The organism is Pseudomonas sp. FBCC-B1565 (assembly GCF_059133265.1).
Genome location: NZ_CP101438.1, coordinates 462,550 through 489,492, shown reverse-complemented (window position 1 = coordinate 489,492; position 26,943 = coordinate 462,550). Strand labels below are relative to the sequence as shown.

General features: G+C 60.8%; 24 protein-coding genes, 1 pseudogene and 1 riboswitch. Of the genes and pseudogenes, 14 read left to right on the top strand and 11 right to left on the bottom strand.

The window, feature by feature from the left end; all coding sequences use genetic code 11:
• The 4 genes from metK (at position 1) to NL123_RS02235 (ending at position 3,963) form a co-directional block, all read left to right on the top strand.
• Positions 1 to 1,191: a methionine adenosyltransferase gene (gene metK, locus NL123_RS02250; RefSeq protein ID WP_058426604.1), complete on the top strand. Its 1,191-nt coding sequence runs from the start codon at positions 1 to 3 to the stop codon at positions 1,189 to 1,191.
• Positions 1,192 to 1,413: 222 nt separating this feature from the next.
• A complete protein-coding gene (locus tag NL123_RS02245) occupies positions 1,414 to 1,764 on the top strand; it encodes a DUF1090 family protein (protein WP_058426603.1) in 351 nt (116 codons plus the stop codon).
• A 95-nt stretch (positions 1,765 to 1,859) separates the two neighbouring features.
• Positions 1,860 to 3,524 carry an NAD-dependent DNA ligase LigB gene (gene ligB, locus NL123_RS02240; protein WP_494357139.1) on the top strand — a complete coding sequence of 555 codons (1,665 nt, stop codon included), beginning with the start codon at positions 1,860 to 1,862 and terminating at the stop codon, positions 3,522 to 3,524.
• Positions 3,525 to 3,567: 43 nt separating this feature from the next.
• Positions 3,568 to 3,963 (top strand): DUF1090 domain-containing protein, encoded by a 396-nt coding sequence (locus NL123_RS02235; protein ID WP_248485033.1) that lies wholly within the window; start codon positions 3,568 to 3,570, stop codon positions 3,961 to 3,963.
• A 6-nt stretch (positions 3,964 to 3,969) separates the two neighbouring features.
• Here the strand turns inward: NL123_RS02235 and NL123_RS02230 are convergent, their stop codons facing one another.
• Positions 3,970 to 4,419 (bottom strand): c-type cytochrome, encoded by a 450-nt coding sequence (locus NL123_RS02230; RefSeq protein ID WP_494357138.1) that lies wholly within the window; start codon positions 4,417 to 4,419, stop codon positions 3,970 to 3,972.
• A gap of 129 nt (positions 4,420 to 4,548) precedes the next feature.
• On the opposite strand from NL123_RS02230, the gene mltA reads away from it, so the two are divergent.
• Positions 4,549 to 5,733: a murein transglycosylase A gene (gene mltA / locus NL123_RS02225; protein WP_248485035.1), complete on the top strand. Its 1,185-nt coding sequence runs from the start codon at positions 4,549 to 4,551 to the stop codon at positions 5,731 to 5,733.
• Positions 5,734 to 5,998: 265 nt separating this feature from the next.
• Here the strand turns inward: mltA and NL123_RS02220 are convergent, their stop codons facing one another.
• A complete protein-coding gene (locus NL123_RS02220) occupies positions 5,999 to 6,385 on the bottom strand; it encodes an MAPEG family protein (protein WP_010207167.1) in 387 nt (128 codons plus the stop codon).
• A 203-nt stretch (positions 6,386 to 6,588) separates the two neighbouring features.
• Here NL123_RS02220 and NL123_RS02215 point away from each other — a divergent pair, with 203 nt between their 5' ends.
• Positions 6,589 to 7,848, top strand: coding sequence for a cation:proton antiporter (locus tag NL123_RS02215; protein ID WP_248485036.1), 1,260 nt, complete (start codon positions 6,589 to 6,591; stop codon positions 7,846 to 7,848).
• Here NL123_RS02215 and NL123_RS02210 read toward each other — a convergent pair.
• The 3 genes from NL123_RS02210 to NL123_RS02200 form a co-directional block, all read right to left on the bottom strand.
• Complete coding sequence (locus tag NL123_RS02210) at positions 7,842 to 8,729, bottom strand: formate/nitrite transporter family protein (protein ID WP_494357137.1); 888 nt, start codon at positions 8,727 to 8,729, stop codon at positions 7,842 to 7,844. The two genes, NL123_RS02215 and NL123_RS02210, sit on opposite strands and share 7 nt — an antisense overlap.
• Positions 8,730 to 8,800: 71 nt before the next feature.
• The gene (locus tag NL123_RS02205) at positions 8,801 to 10,717 is read right to left on the bottom strand and encodes a patatin-like phospholipase family protein (protein ID WP_494358276.1); all 1,917 of its coding nucleotides are present in this window, start codon (positions 10,715 to 10,717) and stop codon (positions 8,801 to 8,803) included.
• Positions 10,718 to 10,821: 104 nt separating this feature from the next.
• On the bottom strand, positions 10,822 to 11,226 hold the full coding sequence (locus tag NL123_RS02200) for an acyl-CoA thioesterase (protein ID WP_282579041.1): 405 nt from the start codon (positions 11,224 to 11,226) through the stop codon (positions 10,822 to 10,824).
• Between the two features lie 198 nt (positions 11,227 to 11,424).
• A riboswitch (S-adenosyl-L-homocysteine riboswitch) is annotated at positions 11,425 to 11,532 on the top strand.
• Positions 11,533 to 11,553: 21 nt separating this feature from the next.
• Here NL123_RS02200 and ahcY point away from each other — a divergent pair.
• The 5 genes from ahcY (at position 11,554) to rhlE2 (ending at position 18,106) form a co-directional block, all read left to right on the top strand.
• Positions 11,554 to 12,963 carry an adenosylhomocysteinase gene (gene ahcY / locus NL123_RS02195; RefSeq protein WP_058426595.1) on the top strand — a complete coding sequence of 470 codons (1,410 nt, stop codon included), beginning with the start codon at positions 11,554 to 11,556 and terminating at the stop codon, positions 12,961 to 12,963.
• Positions 12,964 to 13,141: 178 nt separating this feature from the next.
• Complete coding sequence (gene metF, locus NL123_RS02190) at positions 13,142 to 13,987, top strand: methylenetetrahydrofolate reductase [NAD(P)H] (protein ID WP_071494443.1); 846 nt, start codon at positions 13,142 to 13,144, stop codon at positions 13,985 to 13,987.
• 76 nt (positions 13,988 to 14,063) lie between these two features.
• Positions 14,064 to 15,146, top strand: a complete 1,083-nt coding sequence (locus NL123_RS02185; RefSeq protein ID WP_248485038.1) for a hypothetical protein — start codon at positions 14,064 to 14,066, stop codon at positions 15,144 to 15,146.
• A 63-nt stretch (positions 15,147 to 15,209) separates the two neighbouring features.
• Complete coding sequence (locus tag NL123_RS02180; RefSeq protein ID WP_248485039.1) at positions 15,210 to 16,001, top strand: substrate-binding periplasmic protein; 792 nt, start codon at positions 15,210 to 15,212, stop codon at positions 15,999 to 16,001.
• A gap of 221 nt (positions 16,002 to 16,222) precedes the next feature.
• Positions 16,223 to 18,106, top strand: coding sequence for an RNA helicase RhlE2 (gene rhlE2 / locus NL123_RS02175; protein WP_058426591.1), 1,884 nt, complete (start codon positions 16,223 to 16,225; stop codon positions 18,104 to 18,106).
• A gap of 13 nt (positions 18,107 to 18,119) precedes the next feature.
• Here rhlE2 and NL123_RS02170 read toward each other — a convergent pair.
• From NL123_RS02170 to NL123_RS02160, 3 genes and pseudogenes are all read right to left on the bottom strand, one after another.
• Positions 18,120 to 19,373 (bottom strand): annotated as a pseudogene (locus tag NL123_RS02170) (IS3 family transposase).
• A gap of 111 nt (positions 19,374 to 19,484) precedes the next feature.
• The gene (locus tag NL123_RS02165; protein WP_071494446.1) at positions 19,485 to 20,063 is read right to left on the bottom strand and encodes a YceI family protein; all 579 of its coding nucleotides are present in this window, start codon (positions 20,061 to 20,063) and stop codon (positions 19,485 to 19,487) included.
• 32 nt (positions 20,064 to 20,095) lie between these two features.
• Positions 20,096 to 20,647 (bottom strand): cytochrome b, encoded by a 552-nt coding sequence (locus NL123_RS02160; protein WP_248485040.1) that lies wholly within the window; start codon positions 20,645 to 20,647, stop codon positions 20,096 to 20,098.
• Between the two features lie 273 nt (positions 20,648 to 20,920).
• Between NL123_RS02160 and NL123_RS02155 the strand changes: the two genes are divergently transcribed.
• Both NL123_RS02155 and NL123_RS02150 read left to right on the top strand, forming a co-directional pair.
• Positions 20,921 to 22,327, top strand: a complete 1,407-nt coding sequence (locus NL123_RS02155) for an adenosylmethionine--8-amino-7-oxononanoate transaminase (RefSeq protein WP_494357136.1) — start codon at positions 20,921 to 20,923, stop codon at positions 22,325 to 22,327.
• A gap of 30 nt (positions 22,328 to 22,357) precedes the next feature.
• Positions 22,358 to 23,077 (top strand): 16S rRNA (uracil(1498)-N(3))-methyltransferase, encoded by a 720-nt coding sequence (locus NL123_RS02150; protein ID WP_494357135.1) that lies wholly within the window; start codon positions 22,358 to 22,360, stop codon positions 23,075 to 23,077.
• Positions 23,078 to 23,080: 3 nt separating this feature from the next.
• On the opposite strand, the gene NL123_RS02145 is transcribed toward NL123_RS02150, so the two are convergent.
• Together NL123_RS02145 and NL123_RS02140 are read right to left on the bottom strand one after the other, a co-directional pair.
• Complete coding sequence (locus tag NL123_RS02145; protein ID WP_248485043.1) at positions 23,081 to 23,983, bottom strand: transporter substrate-binding domain-containing protein; 903 nt, start codon at positions 23,981 to 23,983, stop codon at positions 23,081 to 23,083.
• Between the two features lie 34 nt (positions 23,984 to 24,017).
• Positions 24,018 to 25,241: a D-amino acid dehydrogenase gene (locus NL123_RS02140; RefSeq protein ID WP_248488269.1), complete on the bottom strand. Its 1,224-nt coding sequence runs from the start codon at positions 25,239 to 25,241 to the stop codon at positions 24,018 to 24,020.
• Between the two features lie 108 nt (positions 25,242 to 25,349).
• Here NL123_RS02140 and NL123_RS02135 point away from each other — a divergent pair, with 108 nt between their 5' ends.
• Complete coding sequence (locus NL123_RS02135) at positions 25,350 to 26,252, top strand: LysR family transcriptional regulator (protein ID WP_494357134.1); 903 nt, start codon at positions 25,350 to 25,352, stop codon at positions 26,250 to 26,252.
• Here NL123_RS02135 and trhA read toward each other — a convergent pair.
• A complete protein-coding gene (trhA, locus tag NL123_RS02130) occupies positions 26,247 to 26,864 on the bottom strand; it encodes a PAQR family membrane homeostasis protein TrhA (protein WP_058426584.1) in 618 nt (205 codons plus the stop codon). The two genes, NL123_RS02135 and trhA, sit on opposite strands and share 6 nt — an antisense overlap.
• Positions 26,865 to 26,943: the final 79 nt, after the last annotated feature.

The window sequence follows — 26,943 nt, the reverse complement described above, 5'->3', positions numbered from 1 at the left end:
ATGAGCGAATACTCCCTTTTCACCTCCGAGTCCGTGTCTGAAGGGCATCCGGACAAAATCGCCGACCAGATTTCTGATGCGGTGCTGGACGCCATCATTGCTGAAGACAAGTTCGCCCGTGTGGCGTGCGAGACTCTGGTGAAAACCGGCGTAGCGATCATCGCGGGCGAAGTGACTACCACCGCCTGGGTTGACCTGGAGCAGATCGTTCGTGACGTGATCACCGACATCGGCTACACCAGCTCCGACGTCGGCTTCGACGGCGCGACCTGCGGCGTGATGAACATCATCGGCAAGCAGTCCCCGGACATCAACCAGGGTGTCGACCGCGCCAAGCCAGAAGATCAAGGCGCCGGCGACCAAGGCCTGATGTTCGGCTACGCCAGCAACGAAACCGACGTGCTGATGCCAGCACCGATCACCTTCTCGCACCAGCTTGTGCAGCGTCAGGCAGAAGCCCGCAAATCCGGCCTGCTGCCGTGGCTGCGCCCGGACGCCAAGTCCCAGGTGACTTGCCGTTACGAAGGCGGCAAAGTCGTGGGTATCGACGCGGTTGTACTGTCGACCCAGCACAACCCGGAAGTTTCCTACGCCGACCTGCGCGAAGGCGTCATGGAGCTGATCGTCAAGCACGTGCTGCCGGCCGAGCTGCTGAGCAAGGACACCCAGTTCCACATCAACCCGACTGGCCAGTTCATCATCGGTGGCCCGGTGGGCGACTGCGGCCTTACCGGTCGCAAGATCATCGTCGACAGCTACGGCGGCATGGCCCGTCACGGCGGTGGCGCGTTCTCGGGTAAAGACCCGTCCAAGGTTGACCGCTCGGCGGCCTACGCTGGTCGTTACGTGGCGAAGAATATCGTCGCGGCCGGCCTGGCTGAGCGTTGCGAGATCCAGGTTTCCTACGCTATCGGCGTGGCCCAGCCTACGTCGATCTCGCTGAATACCTTCGGCACCGGCAAGATCAGCGACGACAAGATCGTCAAATTGGTGCGTGAGATCTTCGACCTGCGCCCTTACGCGATCACCACCATGCTCGACCTGCTGCACCCGATGTACCAGGAAACCGCAGCGTACGGCCACTTTGGTCGTACCCCTGCGCAGAAGACTGTCGGCGACGACACCTTCACCACCTTCACCTGGGAAAAAACCGACCGCGCCAACGACCTGCGTACCGCCGCCGGCCTGTAACCGCTCAAGGTGTACAAAAGCCTCGCCGGGTTTGCCCGGCGGGGCTTTTTATTGCACCGCACGTTGCGCGACGCCCCTCACATTTTTTGGATCCAATGCTTGCAGGCCCAATGATGGCCCTCTAGAATCCGCGCCCTCTCGGGCCTCTCACCTTATTTGGATATTGCCCTGCGCCAGCCCGGGAGTCCCAAGCGTGCAGGCAATCGAACATTGAGGTTTTTCATGCGCATCTCCACGCTCGCCCCCGCCGCCCTTCTGCTCAGCCTGTTCGCCCTGCCGGCCCACGCCGCCGACCTGAGCGCACTGAGCGGCGCCCTGAGCTCGCAGCTCGGTGGCGGCAATTCCGGCGACTGCCAGAAGCAAGCCGCAGACCTGCAAACCAAGATCGATGCAGCCGAAGCCCAGAAGGACACCTTGAAAGTGAAGGCCTTCAAGGCCGCGCAAGACCAGATCAACAAAGGCTGTGACAAACTTTCCGAAGCGCAGGCCAAAGCCGATGCCAAGCAGCAAACACAGGAAGCCAAGGCCGATAAACCTGACGCGGTGAAAGCCCTGGGCGGCCTGTTCAAGTAAACAGAAACACCCGGTAAAAAGCCCCGCACTGCCGGGGCTTTTTTGTGGCCGCAGGGTTCCATTAGGCTGGGCACCCTTTTCGAGCAAGGATGCTCATGATGCGTCTACTGATGGCCCTTTTACTCAGTATTTTACCGTTCAGCCTATGGGCCGAAGATTGCCCCGACGATGCTCGGGCCCAGGTCAGCACCCTGGCCAAACAAATCCGCCAGTGGGATGACAGCTACCACCGGCTCGGCCAATCCCCTGTGAGCGATGAACTCTACGACCAGGCCCGCCTGCGCCTGGCCCACTGGCGCCAGTGCTTCCCCGACACCCCTTTGACGCCCGACAACCCACTGGCGAGTGCACGCGGTACCCGGCTGCATCCCGTTGCCCATACCGGCCTGGAGAAACTGCTGGATGAACAGGCAGTCGCTGCCTGGCTGGCCACCCGCGAGGATGTCTGGATTCAACCGAAGGTGGACGGTGTGGCGGTGACCCTGGTGTATCGCAAGGGGCGCCTGAGCCAAGTCATCAGCCGCGGCGATGGAGCAAAGGGCCACGACTGGTCTGCCTCCGCGCACAAAATCCCCGGCATAGTCCAGCAGTTGCCCGAGCGCATCGACCTGCTGCTGCAAGGTGAACTCTATTGGCGCCTCGATGGCCATGTGCAGTCGGCCACCGGCGGGCTCAATGCCCGTAGCAAGGTGGCCGGGCTGATGAACCGCAAACAATTGAGCGACACCGACGCCGCAGGCATTGGCCTGTTCGTCTGGGCTTGGCCGAAAGGGCCGGCAGCGTTTACCGAGCGCCTGGCCACACTGGAACGCTGGGGCTTCACCGATAGCCGACGCTACAGCCACCCCATTCGAGACATCACCGAAGCCGCGCATTGGCGCACCTATTGGTACAACCATCCATTGCCGTTCGCCAGCGATGGCGTGGTGCTGCACCAGGCGCAGCGCGCACCCGCCGAACGTTGGCAGGTCGTTGCGCCGTATTGGGCGACTGCATGGAAGTACCCGGCCGCCAAAGCCCTGGCACTGGTGCGCAACGTGCAGTTCAAGATCGGCCGCACCGGGCGCATCACCCCCATGCTGGAACTGGAGCCGGTACGCTTGGACGACCGGAAAATCAGCCGGGTAAGTGTCGGCTCATTGGCACGCTGGCAAGCGTTGGACATCCGACCTGGCGACCAGGTCTCCATCAGCCTCGCGGGCCAGGTGATTCCTCGGTTGGACGCGGTCATTCTGCGCAGTACCACCAGGGTGGACCTGCCAGTGCCCAACCCTGGCAAATTCCATGCGATGAGCTGCTGGCAACTGGACCCCGATTGCGAGGAACAATTACTGGCACGCCTTACCTGGCTCAGTGGCAACCAGGGCCTCGCGTTGCCACACATAGGTCGCGAGACCTGGAACGTATTGATCCAGGCCGGTCTAATCGCAGGCTTTCTCGATTGGTTAACCCTGGACGCGGCAGAGCTTGCTAACATTGATGGCTTCGGTGATCGCAGCCGCGAACGCGTGCTCGAAAGCCTTCACAGCGCTCGGCAGCGGCCCTTTGCACAATGGCTCAAGGCCCTGGGTGTACCGCCTGCGGCACGTAATAACCTGGAGGGCGACTGGCAGACGCTGGTCGCCAGAGACACCCAGGCCTGGCTGAACATTGATGGCATCGGCCCGGGCCGCGCAGCGCAACTGAGCGCTTTTTTTCGCGACCCGCACGTACAGGCCTTGGCTGAAACATTACGCATGGCGGGGATAGACGGGTTTTGAACCCCGCTGCCCCCGCCATCAGATTGCGACTTTGGAGCCCCACATGAAATTTCTAGCCCCTTTTGCCTTGCTGACCGTCGCAAGCTTCATGACCACACCGTTGCTGGCCGCTGAACAAGCCGCCCCCCTCACCGGCTGCGCCGCCAAACGCCAAGCCATCAGCATCCAGATCGAACAAGCCAAGGCCCACGGCAACAGCGCGCAACAAGCCGGCCTGGAAAAAGCCCTGAGTGAAGTCACCGCCAACTGCACCGACGCGTCCCTGAAGAAGGAGCGTGAAAACAAGGTGCTCGACGCCAAGCACGAAGTCAGCCGCCGTCAGGCCGACCTCGACAAGGCCATGAAAAAAGGCGACGCGGACAAGATCAACAAGCGTAAGGATAAGCTCGCCGAGTCCCGCAAGGAACTGCAGGACGCGGTGGAAGAGCTCGACCAGTAAAACCGGTCAGTGGTCCCGGAACTGTTTATGGCAGGCGCTGCAGGCATCTTCGACTTTCTGCACCGCCGGCCCCAGGTTACTGGCCTTGTAGGGCTGCACTTGGCTGGCAGTCACCAATTCGCCGGTGGCCGCTTCAAGGTTGCGGGCCAGTTGCTGGAATTGCGCCTGTTTCTGCCAGACATCGTCCTTGGCGCTGGTGTGATCTTCTTCGCGCAAGCTTGGGAAATGTTTCCAAGGCTCATGGGACAAGGCGTCCAGCTTGACCGCACCTTCAGCAAATTTGGCGCCGTCGAACGGGATGCGCCCACGCAACATGCCGCCCAGGTCTTCGCCGGTCTTGAGCATCTGTTTGAAGATTGCCTTGCGCTGGCCCAGCGGCGAATTCGGATCAACACCGCCACAGGCGGACAGGGCCAGGCAGGCCAGCAGTACAACAGTCAGTCGTTTAAAAGTCATGGTGGCTTCGAGGTCACGGGAAACGGCGGCCAGTATCCTCGTCCCGCCCATAAAGACCAATAGCCCTATTAATAATAAGGGTTGCCCGAAGGTGTTACCGCGCGGGCAATCGCTTCAGGAAGTGTTTGTATGAATGTCACCTTTAAACCCTGGAGCCGCCGCCTGGCGTGGGCTCTGCCGATGATCGCGCTGCTGGCCGGCTGCGACGCGGGCAAAGAAGCAGCCAAAGATGAAACTCCCAAGCCCCACGCCGTCGCCACCTATGTCAGTGCGCCGTGGGAGGCGTTGCCGGCGGTGTCTGACAACGACCTGCTGGCCGGTTTTGAATCCTGGCGCAGCGCCTGCCAGCGCCTCAAGGCAGACCCGATCTGGGGCGCGACCTGCGCAGCCGCCGCTACGGTGCCCGGCAATGCCGTGGCCGTGCGCGGGTTTCTCAAGGAGCGTCTGGATGTGTTCGGCCTGCGCTCGGCCGACAACACCCCGAACGGCTTGATCACCGGTTACTACGAACCGGTCTACCCCGGCAGCCTGACCAAGACCGCCAAGGCTAACGTACCGGTATATGGCGTGCCGGACGACTTGATCATCGTCAACCTGGAAAGCATCTACCCGGAGCTCAAGGGCAAGCGCCTGCGCGGTCGCCTTGAAGGCCGTGTGCTCAAACCGTACGACGATGCCAGCGCCATCAACGGCCAGGGCTCTACCGCCAAACCGATTGCCTGGCTGACTGACCCGATGGACCTGCAATTCCTGCAAATCCAGGGCTCAGGCCGGATCCAACTGGCCGGAGGGCGCCAACTGCGCGTCGGTTATGGCGACCAGAATGGCTACCCCTATCGCCCTATCGGCCGCTGGTTGGTGGAGCAAGGTCAGTTGAAGAAAGAAGATGTGACCATGGGCGCCATCAGCGCCTGGGCCAAGGCCAACCCGCAGCGCATCCCGGAACTGCTGGCGAGCAACCCCAGCTACGTCTTCTTCAGCGCCCGCCCCGACAGTAACGAGGGCCCGCGGGGTTCACTGAACGTGCCGTTGACCGCAGGCTACAGCGTTGCGGTGGATCGCAAGGTGATTCCGCTGGGCAGCCTGTTGTGGCTGTCGACTACCAAACCGGATGGCTCACCCATCACAAGGCCCGTCGCCGCCCAGGACACCGGCGGTGCGATCACGGGCGAAGTGCGCGCGGACCTGTTCTGGGGCACTGGTGAGGCAGCGGGAGAATTGGCGGGCAACATGAAACAGCAGGGGCAGATATGGATGTTGTGGCCCAAGGGCGCAGCATTGCCGCAGGTGCCGGATGCACCTGCCGGGACCTGAAAGCGGTCTGTCCAGCTTGGTTCAGTGGGGTCAGCAGGCTGCTAGTGGGCAGGCTTGTTGTGGTGAGCGGGCTTGCCCCGCGTTGGGCTGCGCAGCAGCCCTCATCAGCCTCACCACATTTCTTCAGGCACACCGAGGTGTATGGTTCTGGGGCGGCTTCGCCACCCAACGCGGGGCAAGCCCGCTCACCACAACAAGCACGCTCATAACACAAAAAGCACGCTCACCAGCAAAGCCCACACCCACAGGGGACCTGCTTCAACCGTCAGATTGAGACAAAGAAGAAACTCGCAATCAACGCCATCCCCACAAACCACACCAGCGAACGCAGCATCGCCCAGTCCGCCAGGTAGCAGATGATGTACAGCAGGCGGCTGGTGATAAACAGCACGGCCAGCACATTGATGGTCACCAATTCGGCCGTACCGGCCAGGTGCGCGATAATCACGGCCGCCGCAAACGCCGGCGTGACTTCAAAGCTGTTGAGTTGCGCACTGTGGGCCCGCTTGGCAAACCCTTCGAGGGTGTCCAGGAAAGCGCGGGGGTCGTGGTTCTGCCGTGGTCCGAACTTGCCACCACTGAACTTGGCCACGCCTGTGCACAGATAAGGCAGGAAAATTGCGATCAACACACACCAGAAGGCCACCGTCATCACTGATTCCTTTTTTAATTTTGTTTTAAGTTTTAAACAGAAATTAGAGTTTTAGCACTAAACCTGTAAAACCGCACCCACCGCTATGAACCGCTGCGCTCGGAAAGGTTCTATCGGTGATTTGCCCACACGCCTGCAACATCGCACCACTGTTGCGGTCCATCCCCCATCGACGCTCTCTCCCCAACTTCCAAGGACCCCGGATGCTCGAACTTGTCGCCGCCTTTATTTGCCTTACCACCCTGCTCACCTACGTGAACTTTCGCTTTATCGGCCTGCCACCCACCATCGGCGTGATGGTCACGGCGCTGGTGTTTTCACTGATCCTGCAAGGCTTGAGTTTTCTCGGCTACCCCGGTCTTGAGGAACGCATCCAGCAACTGATCGGCCAGATCGACTTCGGTGATTTGCTGATGAACTGGATGCTCTCGTTCCTGCTGTTCGCCGGCGCCTTGCACGTCAACCTGAACGACCTGCGCAGCTACCGCTGGCCCATCGGCCTGCTGGCGACCTTTGGCGTGTTAATCGCCACCGTGGTGATCGGCAGCCTGGCGTATTACATCTTTGCCTTGTTTGGCTGGCATGTAAGCTTCCTCTACTGCCTGCTGTTCGGCGCGCTGATCTCGCCCACCGATCCGATTGCGGTACTGGGTGTACTGCGTACCGCCAACGCCTCCAAACCCCTGAAAACCACCATCGTCGGCGAGTCGCTGTTCAATGACGGCACGGCAGTGGTGGTGTTTACCGTATTGTTGGGCATCGCACAGCTGGGCGAGACGCCAACCGTGGGCGCTACCGCCATGCTGTTTGCCCATGAGGCCATCGGCGGCGTGGTGTTCGGTGGCCTGATCGGCTACCTCGTTTACCTGATGATCAAAAGCATCGAGCAACACCAGATCGAAGTGATGCTGACCCTGGCCCTGGTGATCGGAGGCTCGGCAATGGCCACCGAACTGCACGTCTCGGCACCGATCGCGATGGTGGTCGCCGGCCTGATCATCGGCAACCTGGGGCGCAAGCTGGCCATGAACGACATGACCCGGCGCTATCTGGACGGCTTCTGGGAGCTGCTCGATGACATGCTCAACGCCCTGCTGTTTGCACTGATCGGCATGGAGCTGTTGCTGTTGCCGTTCAACTGGCTGCACGTGTTCGCCGCCAGCCTGCTGGCCGTCGCGATCCTGCTGTCGCGCCTGCTGACAGTCGCCCCAGCCATTCTGTTGCTGCGCCGCTGGCGCACGGTGCCACGCGGGACCATCCGCATCCTGACCTGGGGTGGCTTGCGTGGCGGGGTTTCAGTGGCACTGGCCCTGGCCTTGCCACTGGGCCCGGAGCGCGATTTGCTGCTGAGCATCACCTACATCGTGGTGCTGTCGTCGATCCTGCTACAGGGGTTGAGCATCGGCAAGCTGGTCAAGCGCGTGACCCAGGACGAGCCCCAGGCCACGCCTGACACTCACTGATCCTTGTTGATCCGCTGCGGATGCCTGGGGTCCGCAGCTTTTTTGCTCGGCAGGCTGCTTTCACTGCGAATCTGTGCGTGACTGATCAGTGCAAAGATAAAGCTGCCGCCAATGATATTGCCCGCCAGGGTCGGCCCGGCGAACACCAACCAGAAGTCCTTCCACGGCAACTCGCCGGCAAACACCAGGTACGACACTTCCGCCGAGCCGACGACGATATGGGTGAAGTCGCCCAATGCCATGAGGTAGGTGATCAGAATGATGATCCACATCTTGGCACTTTCCATGGACGGGATCATCCACACCATGGTGGCGATCATCCAGCCGGAAACGATGCCCTTGGCGAACATCTGGCCGGGGTCGTTCTCCATGATCTTGCGCCCGATCTCAAGGAACGCCATGTCGGTCCTGGTATCGAAGATCGGCAAGTGCAGCATCACGTACGCCACCAGCAAGGTGCCACACAGGTTACCCACCAGCACCACCGACCATAACCGCAGCAGGCGACCGACATTGCCCAGGGTGGGCTTGCTCATCACCGGCAGCACGGCGGTCAGGGTGTTTTCGGTGAACAACTGCTGGCGCGCGAGAATCACCGCGAGGAAGCCCGCGCAGTAACCGAAGCTGGCGATCACCTTGAACGCTTCGCCCTCCGGCAGACGGGAGTTGAGCAACCCCATGGCCATCAGCGACAGCCCCATGGTCAAGCCGGCCGCCAGCGCCGACCACCACAGGGCGGCAACGCTGCGCTCAAGCTCCTGGTCGCCCTGGGTGCGGATTATTTCATGCAGTACCGCCGCGCGGGGCGGCTGGTTCTTGTCCACGTCCTGCTGCTCTTCCTGCGACAGGTTGGGGGTCTTGCCGTCTGTTTGAGTGGCCATGATGTACCAGAGTCCGAGGGGTGCCTGTAGCTACGACACGCCACGGCGATGGCTGTTCAGTGGCCTGACGACTAAACCGGTATGCGCCAGGCCTTGGCGGCTTCCACAGTGGTAGATCTGAACGGGGTGCTCCAGGGTTTATTGCGCGCCTTGTAGTATTTGACGATGCCTTCGAGCACGTTGTTGAACGCTGGTGGTGTCCTGGCATCCGCCAAGTCACGGGCCGCACGCCGCAGCAGCTCGATATTGGCCTGCGGCTGGCCAGGCCGATAGAGCGACGGGTAGATGACTTCCCGCGTGAAGTTTTCGGCCTTTACCGCAAGATCACGCCTGCTCATCTGCGCAACCGCGCTCGTCATGACTTTCGACATCGCCGCTGTGTCGCCAGGTGACTGCTTGCTCATCACTTGCAGAAGCTGCTGAAAATTAGGCCTGCCGACTGCATTGAGACGCCGCCCCAACCACTCGACATACTCGGGACGACGCGCCAGCGCATCCAGATTACGCAACGCCGCCGCCAACCTGGGAGTCACCGTCAGCTTGTCACTGGCCTGATTGGCTTCGGTAATGGCGGCCTCCAGCGCCTGCATCGCTTGCTGTGCGCTCTTGCGAAACATCAGCACATCCTTGGCGGCGGGATCCTTCTCCAGATCACTCTCAACGCTCGCCAGCATTTTGTCGTCCATGGCCAACACAGCGACGTCCAATGAGCGGAATTGGTAGCGTTCACGCAACGCGGCACGCGTGTCCAGATGTGCGCTCACCGCCGCACGCGCCGACGCCTGCAGATGCTTTTTCTGATCGTCGGTCATGGTGAAGTTAACCGTGCCATTGAGTAGGTTACGAAAGTCACCCTTTTCTGATTTCAGCGGTAACACGACAGTCTGATCCGCTTGCGCCTTGAGCTTGTCTTCCTGGTACCCCTCGGCAGCCGCATGCGGGACACCCATGATCGTATCGACCAGGCCGCTCCCCACGCTACCTGCCTTGGCAGGCTCCAGGTTTTCAGTTTCAAACCTGACGACCAGTGACTCGGTCTTGCACAGGGGGCTTTCTGGAAAAGGCGGATCAATCACCGCAGAAGACGGCGTATTGACCAGCAGTCCACCATCCAGAAATGCCTTTTGCTCAGCGTGCTCCTGAAATGCATGGCCTTTCTCTTTCGGGCTTTTGAACAACCCCGGCATTGAGCCAGATATAAGAGCCGCCCGGGCAATGCCCATGTCCGGTGTGGTGCTCGCATTCAACACCACCAACTGCGGTCGGACATCGAACAGACCGGTTCCCGTGATGTTGAGCTGCTTGACCGCAGGAATGTGACGACTCAACACCTCAATATCGCGAAAAGTCGGCCCTTTCCCTGCACTGAGCCGGTCCGCAATCTTCATGACGTCGGCAGGCCGGTCTTCCCGCCGGGTCCCGGCGATCTTTGCCAGCAGCGACTTGCGCGCCTCATTGCCGATCAGGTCTTCCAGGGGCTGCGCTTCGGTTTGCAGGCGCGGTATCAGGGTGAACAATAATTGCGCGATGTTTCCGGCCGCTCCTGGCAAGCGCCCTGCCAATTTTCCAATTTCAGTACTGGCATTCTGCAGCTTTGCAATCAAAGGATTCTTGCTGTTCAGCAACTCAGGCAGGTTGAGGCCGTTCGACAGGCGTGCAAAAGTTTTGGCATCCATGCCACTGGCCAGCAACACAGCAGAAATTGCGCCCGCGGATGAGCCGGAGATCACTTTGACGCCCACCAACGCCTTGTGGTCTTCGAGCGCCTGGACCATGCCTGGGAACGCAATGCCCTTGGCCCCGCCCCCACTCAATACCAGATGTGTGAGCGGCGGCGGTGACAAAACCACCTCCACCCGGCCATCGCTGGAGCGCTCAAGGCTCACCTTGCGTTCGCCTACGCCTTTGACCAGCAATGTCTTTACATTTTTTTCAGCATTGTCAGGCGGCTGAGGTTGAGTACTGGCATGTGGGCTGGACACTTTCATATTCATACGCGCCACTCTCTACAGGATGTCATCCTGAGTGACGCGAGAGCCTGGGACAGGTCCATCCGGAATGATTTGGTAAAGCAAATCGACCCGGCCCTCGATTACTGTGGAGGAGTGTCGTCCTCGAACTGGTCCTTCACGTACCTGATCTGAGTGCGGCCATGAGGCGCTGGCAGGCCATCTTCACCAAGGTTGACGAAGACCATTTTTTCCACGGTGAGAATGCTGCTGCGGGTGATCTTGTTGCGCACTTCACAGGTCAGGGTGATGGAGGTACGACCGAACGCAGTGGCGGTGATGCCCAGCTCGATGATGTCGCCCTGGCGTGAGGCGCTGACGAAGTTGATTTCGGAGATGTACTTGGTCACGACGCGTTGGTTGCCCAGTTGGACAATGGCGTAGATGGCCGCCTCTTCATCGATCCAGCGAAGCAGGCTGCCACCGAACAGGGTGCCGTTGGGGTTGAGGTCTTCGGGTTTTACCCATTTGCGGGTGTGGAAGTTCATGTTCACTCCAAAGCGTGTTGCCGAATGATGGGCAACATCATGGCAGAGGCCCGCCCCAAGCTCTACGCGCCATTGCCTATCAGCCCCATGAGCGATCTTCATATGGCCGACAGAAAGGCTTGGGAAGTCTGGCGCACACGGCTATAATCGCCCCCGCTTCAAAACGGTCATCTTCGGTTGATACCGTTCTCCCGCCACCTGTCCGAGGGGCGCTGCAGCAGGTTCAACCTGTCAGGCTCGGATGGGGCGTTGTCCGGACAGGTACCACCTGGCCTGATACTAAACGCACAACGGCGCCCATTCGCACACTACGAATGGAGGCTCTTCATGAGCGCTGTCAACACGCCTGCAGATTTCAACGACTACAAAGTCGCCGACATGTCCCTCGCTGCCTGGGGCCGTCGCGAAACCTTTATCGCCGAATCCGAAATGCCAGCCCTGATGGGTCTGCGTCGCAAGTACGCCGCCGAGCAGCCGCTCAAAGGCGCGAAGATCCTCGGCTGCATCCACATGACTATCCAGACTGCCGTGCTGATCGAAACCCTGGTTGCCCTGGGTGCCGAAGTGCGCTGGTCGTCCTGCAACATCTTCTCGACTCAAGACCAGGCCGCTGCCGCAATCGCTGCCGCCGGTATCCCGGTATTCGCCTGGAAAGGCGAGACCGAAGAAGAGTACGAGTGGTGCCTGGAGCAAACCATCCTCAAAGATGGCGCGCCTTGGGATGCCAACATGATCCTCGACGACGGCGGCGACCTGACCGAGCTGCTGCACAAGAAGTACCCGCAGATCCTCGATCGCGTCCACGGCGTGACCGAAGAAACCACCACTGGCGTGCACCGCCTGCTGGACATGCTGGCCAAGGGCGAGCTGAAAATCCCGGCCATCAACGTCAACGACTCGGTGACCAAGAGCAAGAACGACAACAAGTACGGCTGCCGTCATAGCCTGAACGATGCCATCAAGCGCGGCACCGACCACCTGCTGTCGGGCAAGCAAGCCCTAGTGATCGGCTACGGCGACGTGGGCAAGGGTTCGTCCCAGTCCCTGCGTCAGGAAGGCATGATCGTCAAGGTTTCCGAAGTCGACCCGATCTGCGCCATGCAAGCCTGCATGGACGGTTTTGAAGTGGTTTCGCCGTTCATCGACGGCGTCAACGACGGCACCGCCGCCAGCATCGACAAGGCCCTGCTGGGCAAGATCGACCTGATCGTCACCACCACCGGTAACGTGAATGTCTGCGACGCCAACATGCTCGCCGCGCTGAAAAAACGTGCCGTAGTCTGCAACATCGGTCACTTCGACAATGAAATCGACACCGCTTTCATGCGCAAGAACTGGGCATGGGAAGAAGTGAAGCCTCAGGTGCACAAGGTTCACCGCACCGGCGCGGGTGATTTCGACCCACAGAACGACGACTACCTGATCCTGCTGGCTGAAGGCCGCCTGGTTAACCTGGGCAACGCTACCGGCCACCCAAGCCGTATCATGGATGGCTCGTTCGCCAACCAGGTTCTGGCCCAGATCTTCCTGTTCGGCCAGAAGTACGCCGACCTGTCGCCGGCCCAGAAAGCCGAGCGCCTGACCGTGGAAGTACTGCCGAAGAAACTCGACGAAGAAGTGGCCCTGGAAATGGTCCGCGGCTTCGGCGGCGTGGTGACTCAACTGACCAAGACCCAGGCCGACTACATCGGCGTGACCGTCGAAGGTCCGTTCAAGCCGCACGCTTACCGTTACTGATAAGCCTACCACCCGCCCTCCTTGTGAGGGCGGGCTTTCAATGTGGGAGGGGGCTTGCCCCCGATAGCGGAATGTCAGTTAACAAATATGTCGACTGATACCTCGTCATCGGGGGCAAGCCCCCTCCCACATTGACGGTGTACATCTCCCGGTTGTATGAGTTTCAAAGGGTATTACCATGTCCCAAGACCGTCGCTACAGCTTCGAGTTTTTCCCGACCAAGACCGATGCTGGGCATGAAAAACTGATGGCGACTGCCACACAGTTGGCCAGCTACAACCCCGACTTCTTCTCCTGCACCTACGGTGCCGGCGGCTCGACCCGTGATCGCACGATCAACACCGTGTTGCAGCTGGAAAGCCAAGTCAAAGTTCCCGCCGCTCCGCATTTGTCGTGCGTGGGCGACAGCAAGGCCGACCTGCGCGGCCTGCTGACTCAATACAAGGCTGCCGGCATCAAGCGCATCGTCGCACTGCGTGGCGACCTGCCGTCCGGCATGGGCATGGCCAGCGGCGAACTGCGCTACGCCAACGACCTGGTGAGCTTCATCCGTGAAGAAACCGGCGACCACTTCCATATCGAAGTTGCGGCTTACCCGGAGATGCATCCACAAGCGCGCAATTTCGAAGACGATCTGCAGAACTTCGTGCGCAAGGCCAACGCCGGCGCCGACAGCGCAATCACCCAGTATTTCTTCAACGCCGACAGCTACTTCTACTTCGTCGAGCGTGTACGAGCCATGGGCGTGAACATCCCCATCGTGCCGGGCATCATGCCGATCACCAACTACAGCAAGCTGGCGCGCTTCTCCGACGCCTGCGGCGCCGAGATCCCACGCTGGGTGCGCAAACAACTGGAAGCCTATGGCGACGACGTCAAGAGCATCCAGGCGTTCGGCGAACAGGTCATCAGCACAATGTGTGAAGAATTGTTGCAAGGTGGCGCGCCAGGGTTGCACTTCTATACCCTGAACCAGGCTGAACCAAGCCTTGCAATCTGGAACAACCTCAAGCTGCCACGCTGAAGGTTGCCCGGCGGTGCCAAGGCCCTCGTCTACGAGGGCCTTTGTCGTTTTACATGCCCACGGAACCCAGCAGTCCATGAATACAGTGCCCACGCCGTCCCGCCCACAACTGGTCTACCTGGTCTTCGGCGCCGAGACCTACCACCAGGAAGCGGTGTTCAGCATCGCCAGTGCGCTGGCTTTCCTGCAGGCAACCCCGGAAGCCGCCGTGGATATCCAGGTATTCAGCGACAACCCCGAGCCCTATCGCCTCTTGCCGGTACGTGTACGCCCGCTGGACGAAGCTACCCGCAAACGCTGGAGCGAACCCCACGGCTATCACTTCCGTACCAAGCATGTGGTATTGCGCCAAGTGCTGGAAGAATCGCCGGTGGCCATGCTGATCGACACCGATACCTTCTTCCATCATTCACCGATGGACCTGTTCGAGCGCGTGCAACCCGGCACCCTGCTGTGCAATGCCTTCTACAGCAAGTACGGCGACAACCACGAGAGCATTCTCTACACCGCCTTGCGCCAGCGCCTGCTGGACATGGGCGTGGCCGACGATGAAATGATGACGCTCAACTCCGGGGTCATGGGCCTGACGCAACAGGATGCGCACATCCTCGACCGCTCCATCGCCTTGATGGACGAATTGTTCCCCTATGCCCAAGGCGCGTACACCCTCGAAGAATTCTGCCTGTCGATCGCCGCCTATCGCACCGTCAACGTGCGCGAATGCCCGGACCTGATCCACCACTACTGGAGTCGCAAGCAGCTGTTTCGCGCCAAGGTCAAGGCCTGGATCGCCAAGCATGCGGCCGCGCCCACCAGCGCACTGGCGTTGGCCGACACTCGCAAGGTGTCCGCGCACCTGCCACGCCCTCCCCGCCTGCAGCGTCTTCTGTACAAGCTGATCACGCTGGTGCTGCCCAAGCACCAGCAGCAATTCATCCGTGAAATTCTCTACGGCTGCTACGAGCATGAGAACGAGTTCGACCAGGCGTGTGGCCCGGTTTGGTGGGACAAGGCCCGGCAGAACCTGGAAGAACGCCAGAAGCGCCCGATCGACACTCATCAGTTGGAGCACTGGTTTGCCAACCCCGTGGTACGCCTGATCCTCGGCGAGCGACGGGCAGCGATCTACGAACACTTGATGACCTCTCCGGGCAAATAGCCCGGCCCGCGGATGCGCGTGCCAGAGCTTCTCTTTAGTGCGGGAGCGTCGTAACCTCAGGGCATGCCCGTCATTCTGAAGTTGTTGACTGCCGCCCTCTTCACTTGCCTGAGCCTCGCCGCTTATGGCGAGAAGCTGCGCATTGTCACCGAGCCCTGGGCGCCCTACGTGTATGAGGACCAGGGCAGCATGCGGGGGCTGGACTATGAAACCACGGTGATCGTGTTCCAGCGCCTGGGCGTGGAGGTGGAATGGCAGTTCCTGCCCTGGAAGCGCTGCCTGGCCATGCTCGACCAAGGCCATGCCGATGGCGCACTGGATATCTTTCACAGCCATGAACGCGACGCCTTGCTGCTGTACCCCAGCGAGCCACTGTCGGAAGTGGAGTTCACGCTGTTCTACGCCAATGAGCGCCCCCACCCCGTGCAAAGCCTCGAAGACCTGCGTGGCCTGACCGTCGGCACATCGCCGGGCTATCTTTACGGCGCAGCGTTCAGCGACTCCCCCCTGTTCAGTCGTGAACCGGCACCGAGCCATGAGGCCAACTTCGGCAAATTGATGCTGGGACGCATCGACCTGGTGATCACCGACCGTCGCGTAGGCCAGCATGTGATCAAGGCGCTGGGCCTGGAAGGCAAGGTCAGCCAGGCGCCGGCCGTGGTCAGCCGCCAACAGCAATTTCTCGCGGTACGCCGTAGCGCAGGCATGGACCTGCTGGTACAGCGCTTTGCCGCCGAGCTCAAACGCTTCAAGCAAGAGCCGGCCTATAGCGCCTTGAGTGCCAAATATGGTGGAATCCAAGCCATTACGGCCTCCGGACGCACCGTTGAGCAGCAGGAAAGCAGCGCACAGTGATTGCTCTGTTATACTCCGGCCTTTCCGCCAGGCTCACGCCCGGCCGCTGAGGTCTTGAAAAAGGCACCCAACCCCGCTACAGCGCAGCTTTCAGCCCGCGCGAGCCGGTGGAGTGCCCGCCAGACGCAGCAGGACCGGACGGGGTTGCGCTCCCCTAAGCGCCATTCACGCCCGGCAAGATTATCCCTTTGGGCCAAGCCCTAACTAAAACAGGATTACTCATGTCCTTTGCTTCCCTCGGTCTCTCCGAGGCTTTAGTCCGCGCCATCGAGGCAGCGGGCTATACCGAGCCTACTCCGGTGCAACAGCGGGCCATTCCCGCCGTGTTGCAAGGTCGCGACCTGATGGTTGCGGCTCAGACAGGTACTGGTAAAACCGGCGGTTTCGCCCTCCCGATTCTGGAGCGGTTGTTCCCCAACGGTCACCCGGACAAATCCCAGCGTCACGGCCCGCGCCAACCGCGCGTACTGGTCCTGACCCCAACCCGCGAACTCGCCGCCCAGGTGCATGACAGCTTCAAGCTGTATGCCCGCGACCTGAAGTTCGTCAGCGCCTGCATCTTCGGCGGCGTCGGCATGAACCCACAGGTTCAGGCCATGTCCCGCGGCGTAGACGTGCTGGTGGCCTGCCCCGGTCGTTTGCTCGACCTGTGCGGCCAAGGCAGCGTCGACTTGTCCCATGTGGAAATCCTCGTGCTGGACGAAGCCGACCGCATGCTCGACATGGGCTTCGTCCATGACGTGAAAAAGGTCCTCGCCCGCCTGCCGGCCAAACGTCAGAACCTGTTGTTCTCGGCCACGTTCTCCCAGGACATCACCGCCCTGGCCGGCAAGCTGCTGCACAACCCGGAGCGCATCGAAGTCACGCCGCCGAACACCACGGTCGAGCGGATCGAGCAACGCGTCTTCCGCCTGGCCGCCAGCCACAAGCGTGCGCTGCTGGCTCACCTGATCACCGCAGGCGCCTGGGAACAGGTGCTGGTGTTCACCCGCACCAAGCACGGCGCCAACCGCCTGGCCGAGTACCTGGACAAGCACGGCCTCACCGCCGTCGCCATCCACGGCAACAAGAGCCAGAACGCGCGCACCAAGGCCCTGGCCGACTTCAAGGCCGGCTCGGTGCGCATCCTGGTGGCCACCGATATCGCCGCCCGCGGCCTGGATATCGACCAACTGCCGCACGTGGTCAACTTCGAGCTGCCGAACGTTGATGAAGACTACGTACACCGTATCGGCCGTACCGGCCGTGCCGGTCGTTCGGGCGAGGCCATCTCCCTGGTCGCGCCGGACGAAGAAAAACTGCTGAAAAGCATCGAGCGCATGACCAAGCAGAAAATCGCCGATGGCGACCTGATGGGCTTCGATGCCAGCGCCGTGGAGGCCGAGAAGCCAGAAGCGCGCGAGCGTCCGGACGTACGCAACCCACGCAACCCACGCGGTCCGAAGGGCGATGGCCCGAACGGCGGCGGGGGTGGCGGTGGGCGTCGCGACAAGGGCAAAGACAAGGGCAAGGAAAAATCCGCCACCAGCGGCCGTGGCGAACGCCCAGCCCGTGAGCAGAAGCCCCGTGAAGGCACCCCGGCCCGCGAACAGCGCCAGCCGAGCCAGCCGCCACGCGCCGCTGCCGACCGTGCTCCGGACGAGTTCCTGGATGACGATGTGGATAACTTCGGCAACCGCGTTGACTACGTACCCCAGGCCAAGCCGGCCCAAGGCCGTGGCCGTCGCCCAGGTGCTCCGGCACAGGGTGCGGGTGCGGGCGCTCCACGTGGCGGCCAGCCACAGGGCGGCCGTCAGAATGGCCCTCGCAACAGCAGCGGCGGCACCACCGGTACGCCGCCTGCCAAGCGCAACGGCCCGCGCAATGGCGCACCCCGTGACGGTCAGGCCCGCCGTGAAGACTCGCGCAGCAACAACCGCCGCCCGGCCCGTGACGACCAGCCACGCTTGTCCGAACCAGCCGTGCAGAACCCGCGCGGTGGCCCGGCGCCGAAGATCATCCACAAGGAGTCGAAGGCAGATCGCTTCCCGACACCCGAGCAGTTGGATCAACTGCCAGGCCGTCCTCGTGGTGAAAAGCCAGCGCTGCTGACGCGCAATCGCTGAGTTTTATAGCTGTCTAGTCCTGAAATAGGTTTACACCTGTTTCACCCCAACGCCCGATGCACTGCATCGGGCGTTTTGTATTTTAAGGACAAGTGCGGGCGCTCCTGGTTGTAGATCAAGATCGCCTCCCGCACCATTTGCTCCGCTTGAACCAAGTCTGTCGGCCGGTGAAGCAAGAGTTCCGCCTTCAAGATTCCGTTGACCCGTTCTGCCAAGGCGTTTTGGTAGCAATCGTAGCCATCAGTCATCGAGCATGTGATGCCATGCTTGGCATGGATTTTTTGATAGAGCACTGAGCAGTACTGCACGCCGCGATCCGAGTGATGAACCAGTTTCTGGCCCGTTCGACGTGCCTTCAACGCCATGCGTAAGGCTTGGGCTACCGAATCGGCATGTAGACTGCCATGCACGTGATAACCAACTATTTTCCTCGAGAAGGCATCCGTCACCAAACTTAGGTAGGCCGGTTCATCGCGCCCTGTAGATAGGTAGGTGATATCCGCCACCCAGACCTGTTCCGGGCCAGTAGCTACGACTTGTTGCGGGCCAGGCTTTAGCAAATTGGGATGGCAGCGAAAGCGATGATGGCTATCGGTCGTCTTGTGATAGGCCCGTCTCCTGCGCACCAACTGCCGGTGCTCTCGTAAAACCCCAAACAAACGATCTCGTCCGACATGCAATTCTGGCTTGTCATGCTTCGCTTGCATCATCGAGTGCAATTTGCGGGTGCCAATGCACGGTTGGCGCACACGAACTTCCTGCACAAACTGGAGAAGTTTCTGATCTTGATCGGCTCGGGCACGATGGACCCGGTCACGCTTGTAATAGGCTTGGCGACTGATCCTCATAAACTGGCAAGCCCTGCTGACACTCAGGGTCTGGGTTTGCGCAACGACTTGCCGGACCGCTTTTTTACAACGGATACACCGTAATCGTTCTTCAGAACATCGACCACGTCTTCAAAGAATTTGGCCTTCTGGTTGGCCAGTGCCAGTTGTTCCTCGAGCTCTTTGATTCTTTGCTCGGGAGTCAACGGCAAGGTAGGTTTGTCCATCGGTCGGCTCCTCTGGGTCCGAATGGAGGCGCCTTGGCTCCAGTCCTGCCGACCATGCTTGCGTAACCACACCAACACCGTCGAACGACCCTGAATCCCATAACGCCGTTGAGCTTCTTTATAACTCAACTCGCCTTTTTCGACTTGGTCGACAACCGACAATTTAAAAGTCAGCGTGTAATCTCGTTGACTGCGTTTTGCGCCCGTATTCATTGCACCTTCCCGATAAGACGTCAGAAGGTGTAAACCTTATTTAGGACGAGACAAGCCCCATGAAAAAGCCCCGCATCTTTCGATGCGGGGCTTTTTTTGTACAGGCAGAAATTACTTCTGCTTGACACCTTCCAGCGAGATGTCCAGGTCCACAGTCTGCGAGGACGGGCCTGGGCCCTTGATGCCGAAGTCGTTCAGGTTGACGGTGGTGGTGGCGTTGAAGCCAGCACGCTCGCCGCCCCATGGATCCTTGCCTTCACCGTTGAAGGTGGCCTTGAAGGTCACCGGTTTGGTCACGCCGTGGAAGGTCAGGTCGCCAGTCACATCAGCAGTTTTCGCGCCAGTTGGCTTGACTGCGGTGGACACGAACTTGGCGTCGGCAAACTTGGCAACGTCCAGGAAGTCTTTGCTGGCGATGTGCTTGTCACGTTCTGCGTGGTTGGACCACAGGCTGGCGGTTTTCACGTCGACCGCGATTTTGCTGGCCTCTGGCTTGGCGGCATCCCAGCTGAAGGTACCGTCCCAATCCTTGAAGGTACCGTGAATGTAGCTGTAGCCCAGGTGGCTGATTTTCCAGTCGATGAAGGCGTGCTGGCCTTCTTTGTCGATCTTGTAGTCAGCAGCCATCACCTGGCCTGCGGACAGCAGGGCAGTACCGATTGCCAGAGCAGCGAGGGTCTTTTTCAACATGCTTTCTATTCCTTGTGAGTCGAGGTTGAACATCAGGCTTTGCGCCCCAGCATTCGCGTGAGGGTCGCATCACGATCGATAAAGTGGTGTTTCAACGCAGCCACGCCGTGCAAGCCGGCGAAGACCACCAGCACCCAGGCCAGGTACAGGTGCACCAGGCCCGCGTTATCTGCCTGGTCCGGTAGCCCGGAAACCACGGCAGGAATCTCAAACAGACCAAACACCGGGATACCGACACCGTCTGCGGTGGAAATCAGGTAACCGGCGATCATCACGGCAAACAGCCCGAGATAAAGGAACGCGTGGCCAAAGGCCGCGCCGATACGGGTCATGCGGCTGTAACTGGCCAACGGTGGCGGCGGCGGGCTCACCATGCGCCAGACAATACGTACCAGCATGATGGCGAACAGCGTGATGCCAATGCTCTTGTGCAGGTCTGGCGCGTCTTTGCGCCAGGCGCTGTAGTAGTCGAGACCGACCATCCACAACCCCAGGGCGAACAAGCCAAACACCACCAGGGCCACGCCCCAGTGCAAAACCATGCTGACCCAACCATAGCGGGCCGGTGAATTGCGTAGCTGCATGTACTTAATCCCGTAAGAGCTGTGCCCAAGACTAGCGATTTACCTATCGAATTAAAGCGGAAAATTTCGCTTTGAAATATCGAGAAATACGATCAAGAGATTATGCACAGTACGTTAACAATGGATTAAGGACTATTCCTAAGAAACGTGACAGACCGTCCCGCGTTTACTACGAATTCAGCCGTTATGGGTTGTGACACAGCCGCCCATTGCATAGGCTTGCGCGATTGTTTCACCTGCGCCGGCCGCAGGACCGCTTCGAGGAGATCACCGATGGGCTTGAACAACCAGTGGATGCAACGCGACCTTGCCGTGCTGTGGCATCCCTGCACCCAGATGAAAGACCACCAGCAACTGCCGCTGATCCCGATCAAGCGCGGTGAAGGCGTCTGGCTGGAAGACTTCGAAGGCAAGCGCTACCTCGACGCCGTCAGCTCCTGGTGGGTGAACGTGTTTGGCCACGCCAACCCGCGCATCAACCAGCGTATCAAGGACCAGGTCGACCAACTCGAACACGTGATCCTCGCCGGTTTCAGCCACCAGCCGGTGATTGAACTGTCCGAGCGCCTGGTGGCGATGACGCCCGAGGGCCTGACCCGTTGCTTCTATGCCGATAACGGCTCGTCGTGCATCGAAGTTGCACTGAAAATGAGCTTCCACTATTGGCTCAACCGCGGCCTGCCGAACAAGAAGCGCTTCGTCACCCTCACCAACAGCTACCACGGCGAAACCATTGCCGCGATGTCGGTGGGCGACGTCCCGCTGTTTACCGAGACCTACAAGGCGCTGTTGCTCGACACCATTAAAGTGCCAAGCCCGGACTGCTACCTGCGCCCCGAGGGCATGAGCTGGGAAGACCACTCGCGCACGATGGCCCAAGTCATGGAACAGACCCTGGCCGAGCACCACGATACCGTCGCTGCTGTGATTATCGAACCGCTGATCCAGGGCGCCGGCGGCATGCGCATGTACCACTCGGTTTACCTCAAGCTATTGCGCGAAGCCTGTGACCGTTACGGCGTGCACCTGATCCACGACGAAATCGCCGTGGGCTTCGGCCGTACCGGGACGATGTTCGCCTGCGAGCAGGCCGGCATCCGCCCGGACTTCCTGTGCCTGTCCAAGGCGCTCACCGGCGGTTACCTGCCGTTGGCCGCCGTGGTCACCACCGAAGATGTCTACAGCGCCTTCTACGACGACTACCCCACCTTGCGCGCCTTCCTGCATTCCCACAGCTACACCGGCAACCCGCTGGCGTGTGCGGCGGCACTGGCGACGCTGGATATCTTTGAAGAAGACAACGTCATCGAGAACAACAAGGCCCTGGCCCAGCGCATGGCCACTGCCACTGCACACCTGGTGGACCATCCACATGTCTCGGAAGTGCGCCAGACCGGCATGGTGCTGGCCATCGAGATGGTCCAGGACAAAGCCACCAAGACCGCCTACCCGTGGCAGGAGCGCCGTGGCTTGAAAGTGTTCGAGCATGCCCTGGAACGTGGCGCGCTGTTGCGACCGCTGGGCAGTGTGGTGTATTTCCTGCCGCCCTATGTGATTACCCCGGAGCAGATCGACTTCCTCGCCGAAGTCGCCAGCGAAGGCATCGATATCGCCACCAACAGCAAGGTCAGCGTGGCGGTGCCAAAAGATTTCCACCCAGGCTTCCGTGATCCGGGCTGATTGCCCGCACTCCTTTTCCAGAGAACAGAAATGAGACTGTCCCGCTTTTTCACCGACACCCCGCTGAGCATCGGCGATCACGAACTGCCCGAAGCCCAGGCGCACTACATCAGCCGCGTGCTGCGCATGGGCGAAGGCGATGCCGTGCAATTGTTCGACGGTTCCGGCCAGGAGTTCCTGGGCACACTGCTGGAGGTCGGCAAGAAGCGCGTCACCGTGCAACTGACGGAAAACTTCGCAGGCCAGGCCGAATCCCCGCTGCACATCCATCTCGGCCAGGGCCTGTCCCGGGGCGAGCGTATGGACTGGGCGATCCAGAAAGCCACCGAACTGGGCGTCAACGCCATCACACCGATTTTCAGCGAGCGCTGCGAAGTGCGCCTCAAGGACGAACGCGCCGACAAACGCCTGCTGCACTGGCGCCAGGTGGCGATCAGCGCCTGTGAACAATGCGGGCGTTCGACGGTGCCGGTGATCCACCCACCGCTGTTGCTGGCGGACTGGTTGAAGCAGACCGAGGCGGATTTGAAGCTGGTGCTGCACCCGGTGGCCGAGCCGATGGTCAGCCATGCCAAGCCTGCCAGCCTGGCGTTTCTGATCGGCCCCGAGGGCGGGCTGACCGACCACGAAGTCGAAACCGCCCAGGGTGCCGGCTACCACGCCGCCCGCCTCGGCCCGCGGGTGTTGCGTACCGAGACGGCGCCGGTGGTAGCGCTGGCCGTCGCCCAACAGCTATGGGGCGACTTCTAGGGTTTACTCCACCGGATCGCTGATCGGTTTGGCGATGATCGCCTTCAACTCAGTGGTCATCGGGAATTCCAGGTTCAAGCCCTTGGGCGGAATCGGCTGTTCGAACCAGCGCTGGTAAATCCCGTTGATCTCTCCGCTGCGGTACAGGTCTGCGAGTGTCTCGTTGACCACCGCCAGGAACTGCGGGTCGTCCTTGCGCACCATGCAGCTGTAGATTTCCCGCGATTGCTCCTCGCCCACCACCACCCAGTTGTGCGGGTCCTTGGCCTTGGCGCGTTCGCCGTAGAGCAACGCGTCGTCCATGTAGAACGCCGCCGCGCGGCCGGTCTCAAGCATCTTGAAGGCTTCGCCGTGGTCCTTGGCGCTGATCACGAACATATTGGCCTTGTGCTCGGCGTTGTAGCGCTTGAGGAAACGTTCGTTGGTGGTGCCGGCCGTGGTCACCACGTTCTTGCCTGCAAGGTCGGCGAAACCCTGGATGCCGCTGTCTTTTGCCGTGAGCAACTGCCCCTTCACATAGATAAACCCGTAGGAAAACCCCACCTGTTTCTGCCGCTCGGCGGTCACCCCGGTGGAGCCGCATTCCAGGTCGACGGTGCCGTTCTGCACCAGCGGGATACGGGTCTGGGACGTCACCAGGTTGTACTTCACGTTGAGCTTGGCCACCCCGGTTTTGTGCTGGATGCGCTCGACGATCTTGTTCGCCAGCTCCACTGAATAGCCCATGGGCTTGCCACTGTTATCGCCCACGTAGGAAAACGGCACCGACGCATCGCGATAGCCCAAGGTGATGGACTTGGCGTTGGCAATCTTGCCCAGCGTGCCGTCCAGCGGCGTTTGATTGGCATGGGCCTGCGCGCCCAGCAAAAGCCCCAGGGTGCAGCCGGTCAACAGGATCTTTTTCATTGTTATTCTCCGTTGGTTTTCGGGTTGTGAGTCTTCACGCAGCGCGGGGCGTAAGGCCCCGCATATCAATGGAGGGCGTTTGCTGGCCGATCAATTCAGCCAGTAACTGGCCGCTGCCACAGGCCAGGGTGAAGCCGAGTGCGCCGTGGCCCAGGTTCAGCCACAGGTTGCGGTAGACGCCTGCGCCGATCAGCGGCACACCGGTCGGAGTGGCCGGGCGCATGCCGGCCCATTCCACTGCGTGGGCGTAATCCCCTGCAAGCGGAAACGTCTCCACGGCCTGGCGTTTCATCAGCGCCAGGCGCTTGGGTTCGACGCGGGCGTCGAAGCCGACGATGTCCACCATGGCCGCGACCCGCAGTTGTTCGCCGATACGCGCGTAGACCATCTTGCGGTCATAGTCGGTGATGCTCACGTTCGGCGCCTGGTGCCGGGCGCCAATCGGCACGCTGAGGCTGTAGCCCTTGAGCGGGTACAGCGGCAGCGACACGCCCAACTCGGCGCTGCGATACCCGGCCGACAGCACCAGATGTTCGACCGGCATCACTTCATCACCGACCTCGATGGCCTGCACCGCGCCCTCGGCATGGCGAATCCCGGTGACCTTGCGCCCTAACAAGAAGGTGCAACGTCCCGATGCCTCCAGCCGCGCCGCCAAGCGCTGGCAGAAGGCATGACAATCAGCGACCTCTTCATTCGGCGTATAGATCCCGCCGACAAATCCACCGCCCGCCAACGCCGGTTCCAGGCGCGCGCAATCAGCGGCCGAGAGCACTTGCTGTTGCAGGATATCGGTGACCTTGCTGCGGGCATGCTCAAAGGAGCCGGCATTGCGAAAGGTCACCAGCTTGCCGTTGCGCCGCCAGTCGAAACCGTCCAGGTGGTCGTCCTCGCGCCACTGCTGCAAGGTGTCCTGGCTCAGGCAGGCCAAGCGCAGCAGGTGCGCGGCATTGCGCTTATTCACCGAGCCACGGCAAGCGCCGAGGAACGCCGCCATCCAGCGCCACTGTTGGGGGTCAAGGCGCGGGCGCAGCTTCAGCGGCGAGTCACCGCGCAGCAACCAGCCAATGGCTTGCAGCGGTACACCTTTATCCGCCAGTGGTGCCACGTAGCGATAGGACAATTGCCCGCCGTTGGCGAAGCTGGTTTCACTGCCCAGAGTGTCACGCGCATCGATCACCGTTACCTCATGACCTGCGCGCACCAACGCGTAGGCGCTGGCCAGTCCAATCACCCCACCGCCAATAATGCACACCATTCCCGCCGCCCGTCGTTGAATCAAGAAGCCTCCAGCCTAGGGGCAGGTGACAGGCCACCGACAATGAATAAAGATGGGCTACCTATAAACAAAGGTTATGGACTCGCCATGCGCTTGCGTCATATCGAAATCTTCCAGGCCATCCGCCAGACCGGTTCGGTCAGCGCCGCCGCGCAATTGCTGCATGTCTCGCAACCGGCGGTGACCAAGGTGTTGCAGCACGCCGAATTGCAGCTGGGCTTCCCGCTGTTCCTGCGGGTGCGCGGCAAATTGCTGCCCACCCCGGAAGCACTGGCGCTGGAACGCGAAGTGGAGAAAGTCACCGATAGCCTGCAAGGCGTAAGACGCTTGGCCAAAAGCCTGCGCCGTGAACCGGGCCAGAGTGTGCGCATCGGCGCGATCCCGGCGCTGGCGCTGTCGCTGCTACCGCCGGCGATTCTGGAGTGGAAACGCGATTACCCGGACATAGCCTGCGAGCTGTCCAGCGACCATAGTCGCGAGCTGGTGCAGAAGCTGTTGATGCGTGAGATTGATCTGGCGCTGACGCTCAATTTTTCCGGCCATCCGGGGTTGACCACGCAGGTGCTGGCCAATGGCGTGTTGGTGGCATTGGCGTCCAAAGGCTATTGGCCGCCAGCCGAACTGAGCAAGCCCTTGCCGTTGGCTGACCTGGCGGGCGCACCGCTGATCGGCCTCTCCAGCGCCGACCCGCTGGCGGCGAAGCTCGACAGCTACCTGGAAAACGTCGACCCACCGCCCAGGGTAACGATCTCGGTGCAAACCTATTCCCTGGCTCGCGCCATGGTGGAATCCGGGGCTGGTTTGACGGTGATCGATCCCTTCACCGCGCTGGGTGCGTCAACGGCCACCACCTGCATCCGCCCCCTCACACCGCCGCTGCCGATCACCCTGTACGCCCTGACCCGCGCCGATGAACCGCCGCCGCATATGTTGGCCAATCTGCTGGAGATCTTTGGCCACCGCGCCAGGAAGCTGCTCGAACGGCTATAAGACGTAATGCATGATCGCCACAAAATGCAGCAGGCTGCCGCCAATCACAAACAAATGCCAGATCCCATGGGAATGCCGCAGGCGATCCTCCAAGGCAAAAAAGATGATGCCGACGGTGTACAACACCCCGCCCGAGGCCAGCCAGATAAACCCGGCCGTACCCAATGCTGCCAGCAACGGCTTGACCGCCACCAGCACGATCCAGCCCATCACCGCATAGATCACGATCGACAGGATGCGCGCCTCGGAGCGCGGCTTGATCTCCTGCAAGATCCCGATCACCGCCAACCCCCACACGATCCCGAACAGCGTCCAGCCCCATGGCCCGCGCAGGGTCACCAGGCAAAACGGCGTGTAGCTGCCGGCGATCAACAGGTAGATCGAAAAGTGATCGACCTTCTGCATGATCTCCTTTCTGCGCCCCTGCACGCTGTGGTACACGGTGGACGCGCTGTACAGCACCATCAAGGTAAAGCCATAGATCGCCACGCTGACGATCTTCCAGGGGCTGCCGTCCAGGCTCGCCACCACCAACATCCACACGGCGCCAATACACGCCGCGACAGCACCGAGCAAATGGCTCCAGGCGTTGAATCGTTCCCCGTGGTACATGTGCCACTGACCTCCTGTAACCGTTAGAACTGGCTGGCAAGCGTCCAGCCTTGCGCATAAGAGTGCAAGCGGCTTATGA